This is a genomic window from Amycolatopsis sp. (assembly GCF_025464955.1).
In the GTDB taxonomy this organism is placed as follows: Bacteria; Actinomycetota; Actinomycetes; order Mycobacteriales; family Pseudonocardiaceae; genus Amycolatopsis.
In genome coordinates this window covers 16,826-36,243 of sequence record NZ_JAODNM010000038.1, presented here as the reverse complement: position 1 = coordinate 36,243, position 19,418 = coordinate 16,826, and the positions used below count along the sequence as shown (strand labels likewise).

The window sequence follows — 19,418 nt, the reverse complement described above, 5'->3', positions numbered from 1 at the left end:
GTTGACTCTCAGGCATGGGCTAACTCCTGGAATGCCGCATGCGGTCCGATCTCGGTGACGCGCTTCGCCACCAGGTCGCCGGGGCAGCGGCCGGCCTCGACCAGCTCCGCGAGATCGGCGACGGCGTGTGCGAGCGCATGGGGAGCTCGGTCGGCGGCGATGCGCAGGCAGCGACGTGCCGACTCGGCAAGCACCGGATGTTCCAGCCCGTCCCGCGCTGCCTGCTCCCACAGGTGTGTGGCCGGCTCCGTGGCTTCGGCGGCGAGGTCGGCCGCCACCGGGTCGTCCATCAGGATCGATACCGTCGCGGCCACCGCAGGCCACCAGCGGGCCGGTGTCATATCCAGGTAGCGCAGCTCGAGGTAGCCCCGCAGGCGCACGGGTGGGAAGAGCGTGGTCAGGTGGACGTCGAGGTCCGCCGCTGTCGGCGCCCGCCCGTCCAGGAGTACCTCACCGCTCGCCCAGCGTTCGAACGAAACAACCTGGCGTACGGGCACCGCATCGGTGCCTTCGCCCTGCACGAACATCACCGGAGCTCGCAGGGCGTAGCGGGCCCAGGCCGCCGCCGGACCGTCCTCCGTGGACACCTCGCCGAACACCGGCCCCGCCGTGCGCGCGCCCAGACCGGCCCAGGCGCGCTGGCGGGCCGACTTCCAGCCGGTGTCCCGCCTGGACAGCCACGGCGAGCAGGCGGAGATCGCGACCAGCGTCGGCCCGAGTCGGTGTGCCTGGGCGATTCGGGCTATCCATTGGTCGGCGGGGCCGGCCTGCAGGTTGACCTGGATGGCCGCCGTCGAGTTCATCATCACCGCGCCCGGGGTGGCCCGGCCGGTCGCGCGGAAGTGTTGTTCCATCGCCCGGTAGCGCGGATGGGGGTTGATCCGGCGGCCGGGGCGGACCGGGTCGCTGCCGGTGTACACGAGTCCCAGGCCGAGATCGGCGAGAGCCAGGCGGGCGCGTTGGACGTCGGCGCGGAGCTCCGAGACCGCGGTCGTGATGTCCGGTGCGGGCAGACCGGACAGTTCCACCTGGCCGCCGGGCTCGAGAGTGACCGCGCTCCGGCCCGCGACGGCATGTACCGCAGCAGCCAACGGTTCCACCCGACTCCACGGGAGCGCGTCGCTCACGGAGTCCAGTGCCACAAGATGGGCCTCTGCCTCCAGCCCGACGGTGCCGACCTCCGACTCGACGAGCGCCCCTGACGCCGCTCGCGCGAAGGCGGCGTCAACGGTGAGCGGCTCGGTCCCGGCGGGCGCGCAAGGAACGGTCACGAGATCCCCCTACCCAGCACACGGTCCGGGGTGATCGGCAGTGCGCGGTGGCGGACGCCCGTGGCGTGCCACACCGCGTTCGCGATGGCCGCCGCGGTACCGACGATCCCGATCTCTCCGGCACCCTTGATGCCGGTGGGGTTGTGCAGGTCTTCGTCGTCGACCCAGCTGACCTCGATGGGCGGGACGTCCGCGTGCGTGGCGATGTGGTAGCCGGCGAGGTCGGCGTTGACTTGGGTGCCGAAGGCCGGATCCATGACTCCTGCTTCGTGCAGCGCCATCGACAGGCCCCACGTCATCCCGCCGATCAGCTGGCTGGAGACGGTGAGCGGATTGACGACCCGCCCGATCGCGAAGGTCCCGAGCAGCCGTCGCACTCGTACTTCGCCGGTGCTGACGTCGACGGCGACTTCGGCGAATTGTGCCGCGTAGGCGTGGCGTTCGGGATGGCCCATCGCCTCGACCTCCTTCGCCGTGTCGACTTTCACGGAGATCCCGGTGGCGGGGATCGATGGCAGGTCCGCGATCGTCTTCCGCAGCGAGGTAGCCGCCCGGGTGACGGCCAGTCCCCAGGACGCGGTGCCCCAGGAGTGGCCGGCCAGGATCGCGGGCCCGAAATCGCTGTCCGCGATCAGCAACCGGACCCGGTCGGTACCGACCTCGAGCGCCTGAGCTGCGATCTGGGTCAGCGCTGTTCGTGCCCCCTGACCGATGTCGGCCGCCGCGACCCGGACTGTGAAGCCTCCGTCGGGTTCAGCGGTCGCGGTGGCCGTCGCGAAGGAGGTGTCGCCGGGGTACGAGCCGGCGGCCATTCCTGTGCCCATCAACCAGCGCCCGTCCCGCCGGATGCCCGACCGGGGATCCCGCGTGGCCCAGCCGAACCGCTGAGCCCCCTCGCGGAAGCAGGCCACCAGGTTGCGGCTGGTGAACGGGAGACCCGAGCCGGGCGCGACCGTCGGCTCGTTGCGGACACGGAGTTCGATCGGGTCCAGTCCACACGCGACGGCGAGTTCGTCCATAGCGGACTCGAGCGCGAAGGAACCCGGTGCCTCGCCCGGTGCGCGCATCCAGCGCGGGCTCGGCACGTTGAGGCGCACTACCTTGTGCTTCACACGCAGCGCGTCCGAGCCGTACATCACCCGCGTCATGGCGCCGGCCGGCTCGACGAACTCGAGCACGGTCGAGGTCTGCGACGAGCTCTGGTGATCGATCGCCCGCAGCCGGCCGTCCCGGTCGGCGCCGAGCCTGATCCGTTGCGCGGTCGGTGACCGATATCCGGTCAGAGTGAACACCTGCCGCCGGGACAACACCACCCGCACCGTTCGGCGGAACACGGTGGCGGCCATCGCCGCGAGCACGGCCTGCGGACGCACCAGGGCCTTACTGCCGAAACCGCCGCCGACGTGCTCGGATCGCACTCGGACCGAGTCCGGGTCGAGGAAGAACAGGTCCGCGAGGATGCGGGCGGTCAGGAAGGATCCCTGGTTGGCGTCGACCAGTTCCAGCCGCCCGTCGGCCCACCGGGCGGTCGCGGCGTGCGGTTCGATCGCCACATGGTGTTCGCCGGGCGTCGTGTACAGCTGGTCGACGACCACGGCAGAGGTGACGAGCTCCTGCTCCACGTCACCATGCTCGGCGGACAACGGCGGAGCGAGCGGGGATTCGGTGGCCGTCCGCAGACCAGGGTGGTCGTGGGCGAAGGTGACGCCGAAGGGTTCTTCGTCGTACGCCACGACCAGCGCCTCGGCGCCGGCTCTCGCCTGTTCGAGGGTGTCGGCAAGCACCAGCGCGACCGGCCAGCCGGCGTGCGGGACCTGGTCGTCCTGCAGGATCTGCAGGGTCCCGTCCGGCGCACCCCAGCCGGCCGTCGGATTCAGGCGTGGGGCGTTGCCGTGGTGCAGGACGCCGACCACGCCTGGCATGGACTCCACGGCTGCGGTCGACACCGTGTGGACTCGGCCGTGCGGGATCGTGGACAGCACCGCCCAGCCGTGGACGAGGTCGGCGTAGGGGACATCGGCGGCGTACAGCGCGGCGCCGGTCACCTTGGCCCGGCCCTCGACCCGGGTCCGGACGGCGCCGACGGGTGAGGTCGCGTTGGCGGTGGTCGTCATCGGCTCGACTCCGCCAGCTCCAGCAGCACCGCGACGGTCAGGTTCCGCATGAGCGCCACCTTGTACTCGTTGTGCGGCAGCGGTGCCGCGTCCAGCAGTTCGGCGTCGGCCGCCGCGCCGAAGACCTCGGTTGTGGCGGGTGCACCGAGAAGCATTTCTTCGGCGCGGGTAGCTCGCCACGGCCGCGACGCGACGGCACCGAACGCCAGCCGGACGTCGTGCACCCGGCCATTCCGGACAACCAGTGCGGCGGCGACGGAACCGTTGGCGAACGCGTAGGACGCGCGCTCCCGAACCTTGCGATAAGTGGAGCGAACAGCGACGGGCGCAGCGGGCACGGTCACCGCGGTGATCAGGGCTCCTGGTGGCAACGCCGTCTCCCGTTCCGGCGTGTCTCGGACGGGGAGATAGAACTCGGACAGCGCCGTGGTGGCTGGGCCGTCCATCGTCTCCAGGGACACAACGGCGTCGAAGGCGGTCAACGCCACGGCCATGTCCGAGGGATTGGTGGCGACACAGCTGCTCGAAGCGCCGAGGATCGCCATGTTGTGGTGTTCACCGGCGATCGCCGGGCAGCCTGACCCTGGATTCCTTTTGTTGCACGGCTTGGTCGGGTCGGCGAAGTATCCGCATCGGGTGCGCTGCAACAGGTTGCCACCCACGGTCGCCGTGTTGCGCAATTGGCCGGACGCGCCCGCCAGAACGGCCTTCGTCAACGCCGGGTAGCGGCGCCTTACCTCCGGGTGGGCGGCGAGGTCGCTGTTGGTCACCATCGCCCCGATCCGCAGCCCGCCGTCGTTGGTGGCCTCGATCCGGTCCAGCGGCAGGCCCTGCAGGTCCACCAACCGGGTGGGCTGCTCGACCCGGGCCTTCATCAGATCGACCAGGTTGGTGCCGCCCGCGAGGTAGCGGGCACCGGGTGTCTCGTTGACCGCGGCAACGGCGTCCGCGACGGTGGCGGCCCGGGTATAGGCGAACTCCTTCACGACGGCAACTCCTCGGACGCCTGCCCGATGGCCTCCACAATGGACACATAGGCGCCGCACCGGCAGAGGTTGCCGCTCATCCTCTCGCGGATCTCCGCGGCATCGAGCGGGACCGGCGCCGTGTCCGGCCGCACGTCGGCGGTCGCGGCGCTGGGCCACCCGGCGGCGTGTTCGGCGAGCACCGCGACAGCGGAGCAGATCTGGCCGGGAGTGCAGTAGCCGCACTGGAATCCGTCACGCTCGAGAAAAGCCTGCTGCACCGGATGCAAGCGGTCCGCGTCGGCGATACCCTCGATCGTCGTGACGTCATGGCCGTCGGCGGCGACGGCCAACCGAAGACAGGACACCACTCGACGCCCGTCGAGGAGCACGGTACAGGCGCCGCACTGCCCCATGTCGCAGCCCTTCTTGGTCCCGGTCAGTCCGAGGCCTTCGCGCAGCGCGTCGAGCAGTGTGGTGCGGTTGTCGACGGTGAGCTTCTGCTCGTTCCCGTTGACCCGCAACAGGATCGTTGTCGTGGTGTCCGTCATGGTGTGGAGAGCCATTCTGCTCGGCTCGATCCCTGCGGGACCAAGATGTCGCGGTAGTACCCCGGGGTCTGCGACATGCCGACCTGATCGGTCACCCCTTGGTACCGGCCCATCGGAGTGTCCGCGGTGAACACTTCAGGGTCGAGATACGCGTGTGCGCCACCGGTTCCTGCGATCGCCGTGGCGTAGGACTTCTCGAACACGCCCAGACTGATCAGCCACAGTGCGGCTCGGGTCAGCGATACGTGCACGCGGTAGCTGCCGCCGTCGACGGCGCGGCGGGCGAGCGCCTCGACGATTCCAGTGGTGAGTAACCACGCCGTGATGTAGTCGTTGACGACCTTGATCACCGGCAACGCGGGCCCGTTCTCGTCGCCTTCGAGATTCATGATCCCGGCCAGGCACCCTGCGCTCTGATCGAATCCGATGCGGCGCGCCCAGGGGCCGGTCGCTCCGTTCAGCGACGCCGTCGCATGGATGATGCCGGGGCGAAGGGCGCTGGCTTCGCCTGCCGAGAGTCCGACGTCGTCGAGGAAGCCGGGCCGGCGGTTGGCGTAGAACACGTCCGCCCCGCGCAGCAGTACTCGGATTCGCTCGGCGCCGTCGAGGGTGCGCGGGTCGAGCAGCGTCGAGCGGACGCCGACGTTGGCCGTCGCGTAGGTCGCTGGGTTCTCCTCTTCTCCCGGGCGCCAGATGTTGAGCACGTCAGCACCGTGCAGGGCCAGTGCGCGCCCCGCGCCGGCACCGGCGATGACGTGTCCCATGCCCAGCGTCCTGATGCCCGTGAGCGGCTGGGCGACTTGCGCCGGTAGCGGCTCGGGCGCGGAGTCCCCGATCTTGGAGATCTCGATGAGCGGCATCGTCGCGAGATGATCGCGGTAGTGCGGCTCGGCCAGCAGCTCCTCGGCGCTGCGCAGCATCGGGAAGACGCAGCCTGCCTCCACGCCCGCCTGCTCGAGGTCGTGGCCGCGCCAGCCGGAGATGGCCCGCCTGACCGCCTCGGCATCGTCGGGGACGCCGAGCAGACCCTGCGCCGTGCGGCGCAGGTTGCGGTAAGGGTTGAGCGGCATCATCCAGCGGCCGTCCGCGGTGGGGTAGAAGCGGAAACCGAAGCCCTCGTCGTCGGTCGCGGGCATTCCGGTGGTGTACCCGCCGAGCTGTTCCCAGCGCTGGTCATAGAAGGGACACAGTCGATGCGGGGCGGGTCGCAGGTCGACCGAGATGTCCTGTCCGCCCCGCCCGCGCAGCCGCCAGAGTTTGGCCACGGCGGCCGACTTCGCGGCCAGGGCGATGGCCGCGCCCGCGCCGAGCCGCAGCGGGCTGGGCACGACGGGGTCGGCGCCGACGAACTCGACGGAGCCTCCGGTCTCGGAGAGGTCCATCCCGATATCGGCGAGGACGGTCGTGAGCGCGGTCGTGGGATCGAAGTCGTCGTGGCTGACCGGGCTACGCACGGCCGCGGTCACGGCGGTGGTCAGCGGTGGTTCCGGGAAGTCTTGTCGCATGCGGTACTCCCTGTGCCGGCAACGGCAGGCGCTCTCAGAGCGCTGTCTTGCCGCCGTTGACGGCGATGATCTGACCGGTGATGAACCTCGCCCGGTCGGAGGTGAGGAACGTGATGACGTCGGCGATCTCGTCGACGTGGCCGAGGCGACCCATCGGGACGCCGGCGGCCAGTGCGGCGGTGGCGTCCGCTCCACCGGCGAAGGTGTCCAGGCCCGCTGTCGCCACGGGACCGGGGGCGACAGCGTTGACGCGGATGCCTTCGGTGGCCACCTCGAGGGCCGCTGACCGGGTGAACCCGTTCACCGCGTGTTTGCTGGCCACGTAGAGGCCCGCGTTTCGGCCGCCGCGCTCGCCGAACGTCGAGGAGAGGTTGACGATGCTGCCGTGTCCCTGCTCGATCATGACGCGCAGTTCGTGCTTCAGGGAGAACAGGAGGCCGCGGACGTTGGTGTTGAACACGGTGTCGTACGCCTCCGCGGTCTGGGTCGCCAGAGGACCGGCGCTGCCGGTGTAGCCCGCGTTGTTGACGGCCGCGTCGAGCCTGCCGAAGAGCTTGACGGTGCCCTCGACCAGCGCGCGGACGTCGTCCTCGTTGGTGACGTCGGCGCGGATGTACTCGGCCTTGCCGCCCAGTCCCCGGAGTTCGGCGGCCAGGGCTTTGCCTTCCTCATCACGCCGTCCGGACACCACGACGGACGCGCCGTCGCGGGCGAAAGCGGTCGCCGTCGCCCGTCCGATTCCGGCGAGCGCTCCGGTGACGAGCACAACCTGCTCACTCATCGGGGAACCTCTCGCCGAACATGGGAAGCCCGCTCACCGAGTCGGCCCGGGACACCTCGTCCTCGATGACGTCCCAGTGCTCGACCAACTTCCCGTCACGGACCCGTACGGTGTCCACCACGATCCACGGGGCGGGTTGGGCGTGCCCGGTGAAACGGCCCCGGAGCATCACCAGGTCGTCCTCCGCCATGACCAGTTCGGTTTCGTGGCGCAAGGTGTCGGGCAGGGCCTTGATCAGGTCGAACAGGCCCTCTCGGCCGGGCGGGATGTGTGCGCTGTGCTGGATGTACTCCGGCGACCAGTAGGTCTCCGCCTGCGCGTAGTCGCGTCGGTTGAAGAGTGTGTCGAATGCTTCTCGGACAAGCTGTTTGTTCTGCTCGGGCGTTGCCACTGCGGCCTCCGATGGGGTCTTATTCGGCTGGGACAGGTTTGCTGAGCGTCGCGAACGCGACGAGGGCCACGGCGGCGAGTGCGGCGCCGGTGAACATGGTGGTGGGGACGGACGCCGCGTCGACGATGCGGCCGCCGACGAAGGCACCCAAGGCCAGCGAGATCTGGAAGCAGGAGATGTAGAGCGCCGAGCCGCCTTCGGATTTGATCCGATCGGCGGTGAACACCCAGGTCTGCATGGCGACCGGGAGAGCCCCATAACCGAGACCCCAGAAGGCCAGCACCGCGAAGGCTCCGGGAGCGGACAGGCCCAGCAGGGGCATGGCGAGGATGGACAGTCCGAGCACGGTGATGACCGCGAGGACGGTGGGTCGCATCCGGGTGGCGAGTGGCCGCCCGACGGCGAAGTTGCCCACGATGCCCGCGACGCCGTACAGCAGCAGGAACACGCTGACCAGCCCGGGGTTGACCCCGGTCCGTTCCTGCAGGAACGGCTCGACGAAGGTGTACGCCGTGAAGTTGCCGACGACGAGCAGCAGCGTTGCGATCAGCCCGGCGCGGCCGTTGCGGCCACGCAGCACCGAGCCCAGTTGCCGGAAGGTGACCGGCTGGTCCACCCGGATCGGTGGCAGGAAGATCAGCTGCAGGATTAACGCGGCCAGTCCGAGCACCGCGGTGGCGAGGAACGCGGTCCGCCAGCCGAACAGCCCGCCGACGTAGGTCCCCAGCGGGACCCCGAGCACGGTCGCGATGGACACCCCGGCGAAGATCAGCGCCGTGGCCCGCCCCGCCGCGGCGGAGCCCACCAGGCGCCCGCCGATGCTCGCGCCGATCGCCCAGAAACCGCCGATACCCAGCCCCAACGCGAATCGGGCGAGCAGCAGCACCTCGATGTTTGGCGCGACCGCGGCGAGAACGTCGGCCACGATGAACGCGATGCTCATCAGGGCGAGGACGATCCGCCGATCCAGCCGCCCGACCGCCACCGTGACGAGCGGTGCCGCGGCGGCCGCGACGAGCCCGGGAACGGTGACGGTCGTGCCGGCCACGCCGAGGGGGACGTGCATGTCCTTGGCGATATTCGTCAGCAAGCCGACCGGGATGAATTCGTTCGTGACCAAGGTAAAGGTGCCCAGGGTCACCGCGGCGACCCCTACCCAGCCGCGGCGGCTCGCGCCTTGGTCAGGCTCGGCGGTTGTCGACGTATCCGTATCGGAGGTTGTCATCACGGTCCAAATTCACTAGGGCGTAATGGGTTCGAGGAGCAGGATCGGGATCTCCCGCTCAGTTTTGGCGCGATACTCAGGGAAATGGGGCCACCGCGAGTCGGCCAGCTCCCAGGCTTCGGCCTTTTCTTCGCCGAAGACCTCGCGGGCGCGCAGATGGTGCACGTGGGCCCCGTCCTGAAGGCGCACCTCGGGTTTGGCGATCAGATTGCGGTACCAGGCAGGGTGGTTCGGTGCGCCGCCGAAGGAGGCAACGGCGACGTAGGTGCCGTCGCGCTCGATCCGCATCACCGGGGTCTTGCGGACCTTGCCGCTGGTGGCTCCGGTCGTGGTCAGGATGACCACCGGGCGCCCTTCCAGCGTTCCGCCTTCTCGTCCGTCGGTGGCTTCGTAGCTCGACACCTGGTTTCGTACGCGCTCGCGAGTGCTTGGCACGTACTCCGCCGCGAGGTCCTGGGGCTTCACCCGGCAACCAGGTCGAACTCGTTGCCCTCGGGGTCACGGAAGGTGGTCCAGCGCGCGCCGCCTCCGTCGACGTCGGTGACCCGAGTGGCGCCCAGGGACAGCAGCCGGTCGGCTTCCGCGGCGAAGTCGCTGCTGATCAGGTCCAGGTGCAGCCGGTTCTTGACCGTCTTGGCCTCCGGGACCTGGTGGAACGCGAGTGCCGGACCCTGCGTCGCCTCGCCTGCTGCGATCGCGGCGAACTGGGCGATGGGCTGGGGGCTCACCTTCCGGTCGAGGACGTCGGCCCAGAACCTGGCCAGGGTGGCGGCGTCGGCGCAGTCGATGCTCAGGCCGATCACGGAGTTGCTCATGATGAGGTCCTTCTGGGGATTGTGTACTGGTCGTGGGGAGTCGGCGCTAGACCTGGGCCATGCCGCCGTCGACGGCGAGGTCGATGCCGGCCACGAAGCTGCTCTCGTCGGAGGCCAGGAAGTACGCGGCGGCGGCTACTTCCTCGGGCTGGCCCATGCGCCCGAGCGGGATGACCGAGGCGAAGGCGGCGCGGATGGCGTCGGCGCCTTCCTTGGTGTCCGCCTGGCCGTCCATGATCGGGGTGTCGATCGGGCCGGGGCTCAGGGTGTTGATCCGGATGCCGCGGTTCTTGAACTCCTGCGTCCAGGTGCGGGCGTAGGAGCGCACTGCGGCCTTGGTGGCGCTGTAGGTGCTGTAGCCGTTGAGGCCCTTGCCGCCGGCGATGGAGCCGACCAAGATGATCGACCCACCGTCACCCATCAGCGGCAGTGCCTTCTGCGCGGTGAACAGCGCCGCCCGGGCGTTGAGGTCGAACGTCCGGTCGAAGTTCTCCTCGGTGACCTGCCCGAACTCCTCCGGCTCGACGCGGCCGGAGTTGGCGACCAGGACGTCCAGCCTGCCCTTCTCCGCCAGGACAGTGCGGAAGAGGTGGTCGAGGTCGGCGGTCCTGGTCGCGTCACCGCGTACGGTGGTCACACCGTCGCCGATCAGGGCCTTGACCTTGTCCAATTCGGACTGGCGCCGGCCGGTCACGAAGACGTGCGCGCCCTCCTTCACGAACCGCTGCGTGATGGCCAGGCCGATCCCGCTCGTCCCGCCGGTGACGACGGCGATCTTTCCGTTCAATCCAGACATCGTGAGACCTTCTTCGTCGCTGCTTCGGTCGAATGACCTGACAACGACACTGCCCCCGCGACGGCGGTGCGACATCGCACGGCCGTGCGATGTCTAGTTCTGCGCGGCGACCACGCGGGCGAGCTCGAGGCGGGAGTTGACGCCCAGCTTGGTGAACGCGTGGCGTAGATGGCTGTTGACGGTGTGCGGTGAGACGAACAGCCGCTCGGCTGTCTCGCGGTTGGTGAGCCCCTGGGCGATGAGGTCGACCACGGCCAGCTCGGAGTCGGTGAGCGCGGCCCACCCGGAGTCGGGGCGCGTGCTGGTCACCAGCCGACGGCGAACCCCGTTGGCCCGCAGCCGCCCGCGTACCCGCCCGGCGTCCCAGGTCGCACCGGCCTCGGAGTACCGGACGAGCGCGCGACCGAGTGTCTCCACTCCTGCCTCCAGCGCGCCCGTGCGCAGCTGTGCGACCCCCAGGTCCTCAAGCGCTGATGCGAGGGCCATGGGGCGCGGAACTGCTTCAAAGAGCAGGCAGGCCTCGGCAAGTAGCGTGACATCGGCGTCGAGCAGACCACGGGCGTGAGCCGCCGCCGCGCGCACCGAGCCGATCCCCGGGTTGCGCCGCGCCCGCTCTTCCGCCGTCGCGACCGTGTCGGCGGCGAGTCGCGCGTCGCCGGCGTCGAGCGCGATCCGGACGAGCTGTGGGTCGTCGGTGACGTCCATCGGATAGAGCGGTGTGATGCGTCCGGCTGAACCGGCGGCGTCCAGCGCCGCGCGGGCATCCGCCGGTTTGCCGTCCGCCATCGCGCCGAGCGCGAGCAGCCAGCCGCCGTGCGCGCGGTTGGCGGGCGTGCCGTCGGCCACCATCGTGCGTGCCAGCGCTGCGGTGTCACGCCTCTGCTGCTCGTCGCCGGTGTGGATCGCGACCCGCCCGAGAGCGACGACGCCCGCTGCGTAGAGCGCGCCGAGCACCGGTACGTCGCCGGCCGCGTCGAAGCGGCCCTCGAGTACCGCCGCGGCGTCGGCGAGGCGGCCCATCTGGAACAGCTGCCGCCCGCGCCAGGTCTCGAAGAAGTCGAGCGCGAACGCCTGCCGCTCCCGGTTCGCGGCGGCGATACCGGCCGAGATCAGCTCGAATGACTCCTCGAAGCGGTCGAGCACGGCGAGCAGCTCACTGCGCCACTGCCGGGCGACCCACTCGCGGGTCTCCTCGCCGGGGCCGAATCCGTCGCGCATCGCCTGCTCGTGGGTGGCGAGCGCGTCCTCGAAGTCGCCGTCGACGTACGCCAGCACTCCCTCGGCCTGCCTCAGGATCGAACGCGCCGCCAGATCTCCTGCGCGTTCGATCGCCGGCCGAGCCTCTTGGAGCTGCTGGGTCGCCTCCTGCGGCCGCCCGGCTTGGACCAGGTTGTACGCCAGCCGTGCCTGGTGCTGGGCGCGGTCCTCATCGGACAGATCGCGCAGTGCCAAGGCCCGGCGTCCGGCGTCCGCGCGTACATCCGGCGAGAGGGCGAACATGCTGGCCAGACTGAGGAACACCGCCGACTCCTCGGCCACCGGAACGACGTTCCGCAGGTGCTCGCGCGCGAACGCCTGGGCGCCGTCGGCTTTGCCGGCTGCGTGCAGTAGGACAGTGGTGGTCGCGACCAGCGGACCGGCGGCATGATGACCGGCGGGAATCAGCGCCAGGGCGCGGCAGCTCAGTTCCGCCGCCGCGGCCGGATCGCGCGGGCCGAGCGTGTCAGCGGCGTCCTTGAGCAGGCCGACCGCTACCTCGTCACCCGGCTCCGCGCTGATCGCCAGCTGCGCGGCGACCTCGACGGGGATCGCCCCGGCCGCGAGCAGCACGTCGACGGCTTGGCGATCGAGCGCCCGGCGCGCGGAGACCGCTGTGCTGTCCCGGACGGCCTCGCGGATGATGTCGTGGCGGAAGCCGAGCCGGTCGGCGCGCTCGGCGAACACACCGGCCTCGATGAGCTGCTCGACCGGGGTGAGCAGGGACGCCGCCGGAGCGCCCAGCATCGAGGCCAGCTCCCCAACGGTGAAGCCACGGCCGAGTGACGCGGCCGCGACGGCGAGTTGGCGGGCGGACTCCGACAGGCGCGCGAGCCGGTGGCGCATGCCGGCGGCAACACGCTTGGGCAGCCTGGCCTCCAGCAGCCTGGCGACACCGTCCTCGATCCGTACGAGTCGCTCCTCGCGCAATCCGCGCAGCAGCTCGACGAGGAAGAACGGGTTGCCGGCCGCGTCCGTCGCCACTTCGAGCAGCGCCCGGTCGGGGGTGGCCTGCATGACCTCTGAGGCGAGCTCGGCGACCGCGGACGAGGTGAGTGGCTCGAGGGTGATCCGCCGAGCCCCCTGCGACGTGAGCTGTTCGACCACCCCGGCCAACGCGCTGCCGGGCTGGACAGGACGTGCGGCCAGGATCCACGCGATCGGGACCGACGCGAGCCGGCCCGGGAGGGCGCGCAAGGCGGCGAGGGTGCCGCTGTCCGCCCATTGCAGGTCGTCCAGGCACACCACCAGCGGTGCCACTGCAGCCGCGGCCTCCAGCAACGACTCCAGATCCTGCATCAGCCAGTACCGCTGCTCAGGACCGCTGCGCGCGGCCGGTAACTCAGAACGCTTCAGCAGTGGCGCCGCCCCGTCGAACAGCGCACGCAGCAGGGGCGCGAGTTCGACGACGGCCTCGGACGGGTCGGCGTCGCCCAGGCCCACTCGGCCCGAAAGGCGACCCGCCATCCGCACCGCCTCGGCGAGCAGGCTGCTCTTCCCGATCCCGGGGCTGCCCTCGATCACGACGACCACGCCCGTCCCCGAGCGCAGCGAGCTCAGCGCCTCGCGCAGGACGGTCAACTCCGGATCACGGCCGTACAGCACCGTGGTGGTGATCGTGGTCGTGGTCCCTGCCATACCCGACAGCCTGGCACGTTCCTGCTCGCCCGACACCCCGGCCGGACGGATCGCACGTTCATGCGGTGCCCGAGGGTCCAGCGCGGTGCGACGCTCGTGCTAGCCAGCTGGAGACCACCAGCGAATTCGGTAGGGAGCACGCCATGACCAGCACAGAGCAGAGCTTGAGCGGCCGGATCGCCCTCGTCACCGGCGCCACCTCCGGCATCGGGCGCGCGACAGCCATCCAGCTCGCGCGGCAAGGCGCGGGGGTCATCGTGCACGGCCGCGACGCCGATCGGGGCGAGCAGGTCGTCGCCGAGATCGCGCAGGAGGGCGGGAAGGCGCGCTTCCTCACGGCCGACCTGTCCGACCCGACCGAGATCCGCCGCCTCGCCGACGAGGCCGGCGAGGGCGGTGAGGTCGACGTCCTCGTCAACAACGCCGGCATCTCCTGGTTCGGCCCCACCGCCGACCTCGACGTCGCCACCTACGACGCGCTGTTCGACGCCAACGTGCGGGCGCCGTACTTCCTGGTCGCGGCCCTCGCGCCCAGGATGGCGGCCAACGGCGGCGGCAGCATTGTCAACGTCGCCAGCATGGCGGGCACGATCGGGCTCGCCGGTGGCGCCGCCTACGGGGGCACGAAGGCGACGCTCACGGCCATGACCCGCGCCTGGGCGGCCGAGTTCAGCCCCAGCGGCGTGCGGGTCAACGCCGTTGCTCCGGGCCCGGTGTTCACCGCCGCCGACCCGGAACGCATCGAGGCGCTCGGGGCCACCACCCTGCTCGGCCGGGCGGCCCAAGCCGACGAGATCGCCCAGGTGATCACGTTCCTGTCCTCGCCCGCCGCCGCGTACGTCACCGGAACCACGGTCGCAGCCGACGGCGGCCGGACCGCAATCTGAATCCCCTTCTGTTGAAACGAAAGGCAGTTATGTCCACGTACACGCACGACACCGTCCCCACCGAGTTCGTCGAGGCGGGAGGCAACCGCTTCGCCTACCGCCGCTTCGGTACCACCGGCGGTGTTCCGCTGGTCTTCATCCAGCACTTCATGGGCAACCTCGACGACCACGACCCGGCGCTGACCGACGCGTTCGCCCTCGAGCGCGAGGTCGTCCTGTTCAACAACGCCGGTATCGCCTCCTCCACCGGGACCACACCGGACACGATCGAGCAGACCGCCCGCGACACCGAGACGTTCCTCGACGCCCTCGGTCTCGGCACCGTCGACCTGCTGGCCCACTCGATGGGCGGCCTGATCGCCCAGCAGGTGGCGTTCGACCGGCCCGAGCTCGTGCGCAAGCTCGTCCTGGTCGGCACGGGGCCGCGCGGCGGCGTGGGGATCGGCGACGCTCCGCCGGAGACCAGGGCGCTGTTCTTCAAGACCTACGAGCACCAGGAGGAGATGTGGCTGCCGATCCTGTTCTCGCCCTCTGAGACCAGCCAGGCCGCCGGCCGCGCGTTCCTCGCGCGCATCATGGCCCGCGCGGACCGTGACGCCGGGGTCGCGATGGAGACGGTCCAAGCGCAGACCGCCGCCATTGCCGCCTACGGTGCCGACAAGGACGAGACCTACGCCCACCTGAAGGGGCTGCGTCAGCCGACACTGGTCGTCAACGGCAACGACGACATCATCATCCCCACCATCAACTCCTACCTACTCCAGCAGCATGCTCCCGACGTGCAGCTCATTCTCTACCCGGACGCCAACCACGGCTCCCACTTCCAGTACCCCGAGCTGTTCGTCAAGCACACCAAGCTGTTCCTCGACGCCGAGTAGCTCGCGGCCGATTCACTGTCCAATGTGGATTGTGATGGCGACCATGTGCGGGTGCAGGTGCTGACCAACGCGGGGGCGCTCGACCGGGACAAGCAAATCGCCGTCGTACGCGAACTGACCGACATCGTCGCGGCTTCGGCCGGTGACCCGAGCCTCGTCGACCGGACGTGGGGGCAGCTCACTGAGGCGCCCGACGGCGGCTGGGGCTCAACGGGCACGCCAACACCAGCGAGGAACTCGTGCTCGCCGCCCGCGCCCAGATCGCCGAACTGTCTTCGGGTACCGCGACCGAGACCTGACGAGGAGAAGGACATGTCGAGGACGCGAATCCTCGTGGTAGCCGCGCTGGCCGGCGCAGTCGTAATCGGCGTCGGCTCGGCGGCAGGAGCGGAAAGTCAGCCCGTCGAGGCGGCAGCGCTCACCAGTTTCCCCGCGGTGGTCAACGCGCTGACGCAGGGCAAGGACGTCGAACTCACCACGATGCTGGGGCAGTGCTCAGCGCCTGACGGGCACACCGCCGGGCCCGAGGTGGTCAGCGGTCTGCACATCCAGGCCTTCCAGATCCCGCGGAACGAGTTCATCGCCTTCTCCGACACCCACGTGACTCTGGATCCGCGGAACGCGGAGAGCACCGAGTTCATTCGCTACCGCGTCACGCCGGAGGGGACCGTGACGGTCGCGGTCACCATGCTCGATGCCGGTGGGCACGCCCAGTCGAGCCCGGTGCTGACCTGCGAGATCGGCCGCGGGGCGGAGTTCCACAGCCGCTGAAGGACACGCGAGACCGCCGGGGGCTAAATCAGCGTGTCGGTCTCGATCGCGGCGGCGCGTAGCGCGTCGGCGAGGCGGGCGGCGGGCTCGGGCAGTGGCTGGGGGAGTCGGGCCAGCAGGATGCGCCGCTGTTCGGAAGGCCCGCCGCGTACCGGCAGGACGCGGACTCCACTGGGAACGGCGGACACGAGTGCGGCGGGCACGGTGGTGATGCCGCAGCCGGCGGCAACGAGGTGGAGCTTGGCCAGCCAGTCACGGGCCGTGTGGGCGATGTCGGGCCGCTCGTCCAGACCGGGCCACACCCCCAGCACCCGGTCCTCGCCGGAGCCGGCGATCCAGCGTTGACCGTGCAGGTCGGCGACGTCGACAAAGTCGTCGCGCGCGAGCGGGTGTGTGGCGGGTACGGCCACGCGAAGGCTGCGTTCGGTGAGGGTCTGCAGCTGCAATGGCGGTGTCTCGGTGTCGGGTGGACGAAATGGCGGCGCCGAGGCCAGCAGGGCGAGGTCGAGGGTGCCGGCGCGCAGTGCGCGCACCAGCGCCGGAGTGCTGCCCTCGCGGGTGACCACGGTGATGGCCGGATGTGTTCGGCGCAGGGCGGCCAGCGCTCGGGGTAGCAGCCCGGCTCCGGCGCTGGCGAACCAGCCGAGCCGGACGGTGCCGTGCTCGTCGGGCAGGCCGGCCAGTTCACGGGCGGTGATGTCGAGCTGGTCGAGCGCGACGGCGGCGCGGCGCACCACGATATGCCCGGCCGGTGTCAGCCGGACCCCGTTGTGGCGTCGCTCCAGCAGCGGCGTACCCGCGGCGCGTTCCAAGGCGGCGATCTGGCGGGACACCGCGGACTGGGTGTAGCCGAGCGCGGCGGCCGCGGCGGTGAGCGTGCCCCGCTCGGCCACCTCGCGGAAGACCCGCAGCGCGGTGAGTGAGGCATCGGTGAAGGCCATGACATAAAGGAATACCAGGGGTGCGTAACTCTCGCTGGCCGAATGGCCGATTCGCTCCTAGCGTGGAGTTATGAGCCTGATCCAGACACCGTTCGATTTCACCAGCACCGCGGCCGAGGTCGCCGCCGGTATCGACCTGACCGGCCGGCGCGCCGTCGTGACCGGCGCGTCCTCCGGTATCGGCGTCGAGACCGCCCGCGCACTGGCCGCCACGGGTGCCGAAGTCACCCTGGCCGTCCGCGACCCCGAGGCGGGCGAACGCGCCGCCCAGGACATCGCCGCGACCACCGGCGGCGCGGCCCCGCACGTCGCACCGCTCGACCTGACCGACCCGGCGTCGATCGCGGCGTTCACCGCCTCCTGGGACGGACCGCTGCACATCCTGGTCACCAACGCGGGCGTGATGGCCTGCCCCGAGCAGTACACCGCGCAGGGCTGGGAGTGGCAGTTCGCCACCAATCACCTCGGCCACTTCGCCCTGGCCACCGGCCTGCACGATGCGCTCGCCGCCGACGGTGCCGGCCGCATCGTCGTGGTCAGCTCCACCGGTCACCAGACCTCACCGGTGGTCTTCGACGACGTGAACTTCGCTTTCCGGCCCTACGATCCGTGGCTGGCCTACGGCCAGTCCAAGACCGCGAACGTCCTGTTCGCCGTGGAGGCGACCCGGCGCTGGTCCAGCGACGGGATCACCGCGAACGCGCTGATGCCCGGCGCGATCTACACCAACCTGCAGCGCCACACCGGCGGTCGTGGCAGCGGCAAGGCCCCGGTCGAGCTGTTGAAGTCGCCTCAGCAGGGGGCGGCGACCTCGGTCTTGCTCGCCACCTCACCGCTGCTCGATGGCATCGGCGGACGTTACTTCGTCGACTGCAACGAGACCAAGACCATCGACCGCCGCGGTGACGCCCCGCCCCTGCACGGTGTGGCCCGCTACGCCCTGGATCCGGCCAACGCCGAACGCCTGTGGGCTCTCTCCGAGGCTCTGCTCGCCGAAGCCAAGGTGATGGCATGACACTGGTTGGGCGACAAGGGATACGTGGGAAATCGCACGCTCACGCCGGTCAAGAAGCCGAAGTACCGTGAGCGCTTGGACTGGGAAAAGGAATTCAACACCCAGATCAACAAGATCGCCCCGCACTTCTACGCAGCCGCGGTGAATAACCCTCCTGATCCTCCGTTGTTGTGTCGTGTTCTGTGGTATGCGTCAGATGGTCTCGAGTTGGGCCGCGTTGGTCCGGGGGCCGAGGAGGGCCACGCATGCGCTCATCGCCACGACCAGTGCCGCGCACGACAGATAGAGGATCGCCGGCCCCAGCGCGTCGAGAATGGTGAGGGAGATGAGCGGCAGGACTCCCGCGACGAGGCGGGATAGCGCGTAGGAGCGGCCGATGATGGTGCTGCGGACAATGGTCGGGAACAGCTCGGCTGTGTAGGTGCGAGACAACGTCGCCTGGATGACGCTCAGCAGTGATGTGGCGGTCCCGGCGACGACGATCAGCCAGGCGGATCCGGCGAAGCCGAAGACGGTGCCGACGGCGGCGACGCCGACTGAGGTCACGATCGTCAGGGTGCGGCGCTGGTAGCGATCCGCGATGAGGGCTAGCAGAAGTGAGCCGAGCGGGTAGCCGATCGCGGTCAAGGCGCTGTAGGAGAGGGATTCAACGACGTTGAACCCCTTGTACAGCAGGACGAGCGGGGCGATCGAGGCGAATCCGTAAAAACCGACCGGCCCGAGCGTTTCGATGACGCAGGCCAGCACTGTGCGACCCAGCAGCGGCCGGCGCAGCAGCCGGGGGCGTTCCGATGTGGACGGTGGATGCTGCCCGGGCGGTGGTGGTGTGGGAACAGGGTCGGGATCTGGTGGTGCGGGGTGTCCCGCTTGTACTTCGATCGCTGTCAGGGTGGCGAGCGCGTCGCCGTCACGTCCCCGCGAGAGCAGCCATCGTGGCGACTCGGGAAGCCTGCGGCGAAGCGCCCAGACGACTACCGCGCCGAGTGCGCTGAAGCCGAGCATCCACCGCCAGCTGGATGCTCCCCACAGGGTGTGCGGCAGCAGGGATGCCGCGGCGCCGGCGACGGGAACGGCGATCATGCCGAACGCGTAGCTGCGGGTAACCAGCCTGCCGCGGTGGGACGCCGGGAGCAGTTCGGCGAGGTAGGCGTCCACCAGGGCCAGCTCGGCGCCGAGGCCGATGCCGATCAGGAAACGCAGGGCGACCAGCTGAGCCGGACCGGTGGCGAACGCGCACAAGAGGGCCAGTGCCGCATAGGACACGAGGTTGATCTGGAACATCCTGCGGCGGCCCAGGCGGTCGGCCAGCGGCGTGAGGACGAGTGCGCCCACCAGTTCACCGGCGAACGTGGACCCGATGACCAACGACTTCCAGAGGGTGGTGGGCACCCAATCGCCTGGCAGCAGCGGGATCATCAGCACGCCCACCGCAACCTCGAAGAAGTTGAAGAAGCAGCCGAGTCCCACCACGGTCACCAGCGAACGGTGCCAGCGGCCGACGGGGATCCCGTCCAGGCGGTCGGCGATGCGGCGTCCGGTATCGCCTGGTGGGGAGTCGGAAGACATCTTTGTCATTGCGCCGCCTTTGGTCGCACGTTCTTCAATGGTGCCAATATG

Annotated in this window: 18 protein-coding genes; 4 read left to right on the top strand and 14 right to left on the bottom strand. The window is 70.0% G+C overall.

All coding sequences use genetic code 11. From position 1 onward, the window contains the following. Window positions 1–8: 8 nt before the first annotated feature. From egtA to JWQ81_RS07985, 12 genes are all read right to left on the bottom strand, one after another. The gene (gene egtA, locus JWQ81_RS08040) at window positions 9–1,271 is read right to left on the bottom strand and encodes an ergothioneine biosynthesis glutamate--cysteine ligase EgtA (protein WP_297539183.1); all 1,263 of its coding nucleotides are present in this window, start codon (window positions 1,269–1,271) and stop codon (window positions 9–11) included. Continuing rightward, window positions 1,268–3,385, bottom strand: a complete 2,118-nt coding sequence (locus tag JWQ81_RS08035) for a xanthine dehydrogenase family protein molybdopterin-binding subunit (protein WP_297539181.1) — start codon at window positions 3,383–3,385, stop codon at window positions 1,268–1,270. Before JWQ81_RS08035 ends, egtA begins: the two co-directional genes overlap by 4 nt. Beyond that, window positions 3,382–4,371, bottom strand: a complete 990-nt coding sequence (locus JWQ81_RS08030) for a xanthine dehydrogenase family protein subunit M (protein WP_297539179.1) — start codon at window positions 4,369–4,371, stop codon at window positions 3,382–3,384. Before JWQ81_RS08030 ends, JWQ81_RS08035 begins: the two co-directional genes overlap by 4 nt. Further along, a complete protein-coding gene (locus tag JWQ81_RS08025) occupies window positions 4,368–4,901 on the bottom strand; it encodes a 2Fe-2S iron-sulfur cluster-binding protein (protein ID WP_297539177.1) in 534 nt (177 codons plus the stop codon). Before JWQ81_RS08025 ends, JWQ81_RS08030 begins: the two co-directional genes overlap by 4 nt. Next, window positions 4,898–6,406, bottom strand: coding sequence for a CoA transferase (locus JWQ81_RS08020; protein WP_297539175.1), 1,509 nt, complete (start codon window positions 6,404–6,406; stop codon window positions 4,898–4,900). The genes JWQ81_RS08025 and JWQ81_RS08020 overlap by 4 nt, the downstream gene beginning before the upstream one ends. Window positions 6,407–6,440: 34 nt before the next feature. After that, window positions 6,441–7,187 carry a glucose 1-dehydrogenase gene (locus JWQ81_RS08015; protein WP_297539173.1) on the bottom strand — a complete coding sequence of 249 codons (747 nt, stop codon included), beginning with the start codon at window positions 7,185–7,187 and terminating at the stop codon, window positions 6,441–6,443. Then, the gene (locus tag JWQ81_RS08010; protein WP_297539171.1) at window positions 7,180–7,578 is read right to left on the bottom strand and encodes an ester cyclase; all 399 of its coding nucleotides are present in this window, start codon (window positions 7,576–7,578) and stop codon (window positions 7,180–7,182) included. Before JWQ81_RS08010 ends, JWQ81_RS08015 begins: the two co-directional genes overlap by 8 nt. A 19-nt stretch (window positions 7,579–7,597) precedes the next feature. Next, window positions 7,598–8,803 carry an MFS transporter gene (locus JWQ81_RS08005; protein ID WP_297539169.1) on the bottom strand — a complete coding sequence of 402 codons (1,206 nt, stop codon included), beginning with the start codon at window positions 8,801–8,803 and terminating at the stop codon, window positions 7,598–7,600. A 15-nt stretch (window positions 8,804–8,818) separates the two neighbouring features. Beyond that, entirely contained in the window at window positions 8,819–9,268 is a 450-nt protein-coding gene (locus tag JWQ81_RS08000) for a nitroreductase family deazaflavin-dependent oxidoreductase (protein ID WP_297539167.1), read from the bottom strand. Then, on the bottom strand, window positions 9,265–9,618 hold the full coding sequence (locus tag JWQ81_RS07995) for a VOC family protein (RefSeq protein WP_297539165.1): 354 nt from the start codon (window positions 9,616–9,618) through the stop codon (window positions 9,265–9,267). Before JWQ81_RS07995 ends, JWQ81_RS08000 begins: the two co-directional genes overlap by 4 nt. A 46-nt stretch (window positions 9,619–9,664) precedes the next feature. Beyond that, window positions 9,665–10,414: a glucose 1-dehydrogenase gene (locus tag JWQ81_RS07990; protein ID WP_297539163.1), complete on the bottom strand. Its 750-nt coding sequence runs from the start codon at window positions 10,412–10,414 to the stop codon at window positions 9,665–9,667. A gap of 93 nt (window positions 10,415–10,507) precedes the next feature. Continuing rightward, complete coding sequence (locus JWQ81_RS07985; RefSeq protein ID WP_297539161.1) at window positions 10,508–13,309, bottom strand: helix-turn-helix transcriptional regulator; 2,802 nt, start codon at window positions 13,307–13,309, stop codon at window positions 10,508–10,510. A 143-nt stretch (window positions 13,310–13,452) separates the two neighbouring features. On the opposite strand from JWQ81_RS07985, the gene JWQ81_RS07980 reads away from it, so the two are divergent. The 3 genes from JWQ81_RS07980 to JWQ81_RS07970 are packed head-to-tail and all read left to right on the top strand — an operon-like array spanning window position 13,453 to window position 15,845. Further along, the gene (locus JWQ81_RS07980) at window positions 13,453–14,196 is read left to right on the top strand and encodes an SDR family oxidoreductase (protein ID WP_297539159.1); all 744 of its coding nucleotides are present in this window, start codon (window positions 13,453–13,455) and stop codon (window positions 14,194–14,196) included. 29 nt (window positions 14,197–14,225) lie between these two features. Continuing rightward, window positions 14,226–15,074, top strand: a complete 849-nt coding sequence (locus JWQ81_RS07975; RefSeq protein WP_297539157.1) for an alpha/beta hydrolase — start codon at window positions 14,226–14,228, stop codon at window positions 15,072–15,074. Between the two features lie 51 nt (window positions 15,075–15,125). Further along, window positions 15,126–15,845, top strand: coding sequence for a VirK family protein (locus JWQ81_RS07970; protein WP_297539155.1), 720 nt, complete (start codon window positions 15,126–15,128; stop codon window positions 15,843–15,845). A 23-nt stretch (window positions 15,846–15,868) separates the two neighbouring features. Here JWQ81_RS07970 and JWQ81_RS07965 read toward each other — a convergent pair whose 3' ends face one another. Further along, complete coding sequence (locus tag JWQ81_RS07965) at window positions 15,869–16,786, bottom strand: LysR substrate-binding domain-containing protein (RefSeq protein WP_297539154.1); 918 nt, start codon at window positions 16,784–16,786, stop codon at window positions 15,869–15,871. 70 nt (window positions 16,787–16,856) lie between these two features. On the opposite strand from JWQ81_RS07965, the gene JWQ81_RS07960 reads away from it, so the two are divergent. Further along, the gene (locus JWQ81_RS07960) at window positions 16,857–17,801 is read left to right on the top strand and encodes an SDR family NAD(P)-dependent oxidoreductase (RefSeq protein WP_297539153.1); all 945 of its coding nucleotides are present in this window, start codon (window positions 16,857–16,859) and stop codon (window positions 17,799–17,801) included. A gap of 192 nt (window positions 17,802–17,993) precedes the next feature. Here the strand turns inward: JWQ81_RS07960 and JWQ81_RS07955 are convergent, their stop codons facing one another. Further along, window positions 17,994–19,376: an MFS transporter gene (locus tag JWQ81_RS07955; RefSeq protein ID WP_297539152.1), complete on the bottom strand. Its 1,383-nt coding sequence runs from the start codon at window positions 19,374–19,376 to the stop codon at window positions 17,994–17,996. Window positions 19,377–19,418: the final 42 nt, after the last annotated feature.

Excerpts from the sequence above, each read along its gene's own strand:
- JWQ81_RS08035 (WP_297539181.1), bottom strand. The coding sequence starts at position 3,385 with ATGACGACCACCGCCAACGCGACCTCACCCGTCGGCGCCGTCCGGACC.
- JWQ81_RS08025 (WP_297539177.1), bottom strand. The coding sequence starts at position 4,901 with ATGACGGACACCACGACAACGATCCTGTTGCGGGTCAACGGGAACGAG.
- JWQ81_RS08020 (WP_297539175.1), bottom strand. The coding sequence starts at position 6,406 with ATGCGACAAGACTTCCCGGAACCACCGCTGACCACCGCCGTGACCGCG.
- JWQ81_RS08015 (WP_297539173.1), bottom strand. The coding sequence starts at position 7,187 with ATGAGTGAGCAGGTTGTGCTCGTCACCGGAGCGCTCGCCGGAATCGGA.
- JWQ81_RS08005 (WP_297539169.1), bottom strand. The coding sequence starts at position 8,803 with ATGACAACCTCCGATACGGATACGTCGACAACCGCCGAGCCTGACCAA.
- JWQ81_RS07995 (WP_297539165.1), bottom strand. The coding sequence starts at position 9,618 with ATGAGCAACTCCGTGATCGGCCTGAGCATCGACTGCGCCGACGCCGCC.
- JWQ81_RS07990 (WP_297539163.1), bottom strand. The coding sequence starts at position 10,414 with ATGTCTGGATTGAACGGAAAGATCGCCGTCGTCACCGGCGGGACGAGC.
- JWQ81_RS07985 (WP_297539161.1), bottom strand. The coding sequence starts at position 13,309 with ATGGCAGGGACCACGACCACGATCACCACCACGGTGCTGTACGGCCGT.
- JWQ81_RS07980 (WP_297539159.1), top strand. The coding sequence starts at position 13,453 with ATGACCAGCACAGAGCAGAGCTTGAGCGGCCGGATCGCCCTCGTCACC.
- JWQ81_RS07975 (WP_297539157.1), top strand. The coding sequence starts at position 14,226 with ATGTCCACGTACACGCACGACACCGTCCCCACCGAGTTCGTCGAGGCG.
- JWQ81_RS07965 (WP_297539154.1), bottom strand. The coding sequence starts at position 16,786 with ATGGCCTTCACCGATGCCTCACTCACCGCGCTGCGGGTCTTCCGCGAG.
- JWQ81_RS07960 (WP_297539153.1), top strand. The coding sequence starts at position 16,857 with ATGAGCCTGATCCAGACACCGTTCGATTTCACCAGCACCGCGGCCGAG.
- JWQ81_RS07955 (WP_297539152.1), bottom strand. The coding sequence starts at position 19,376 with ATGACAAAGATGTCTTCCGACTCCCCACCAGGCGATACCGGACGCCGC.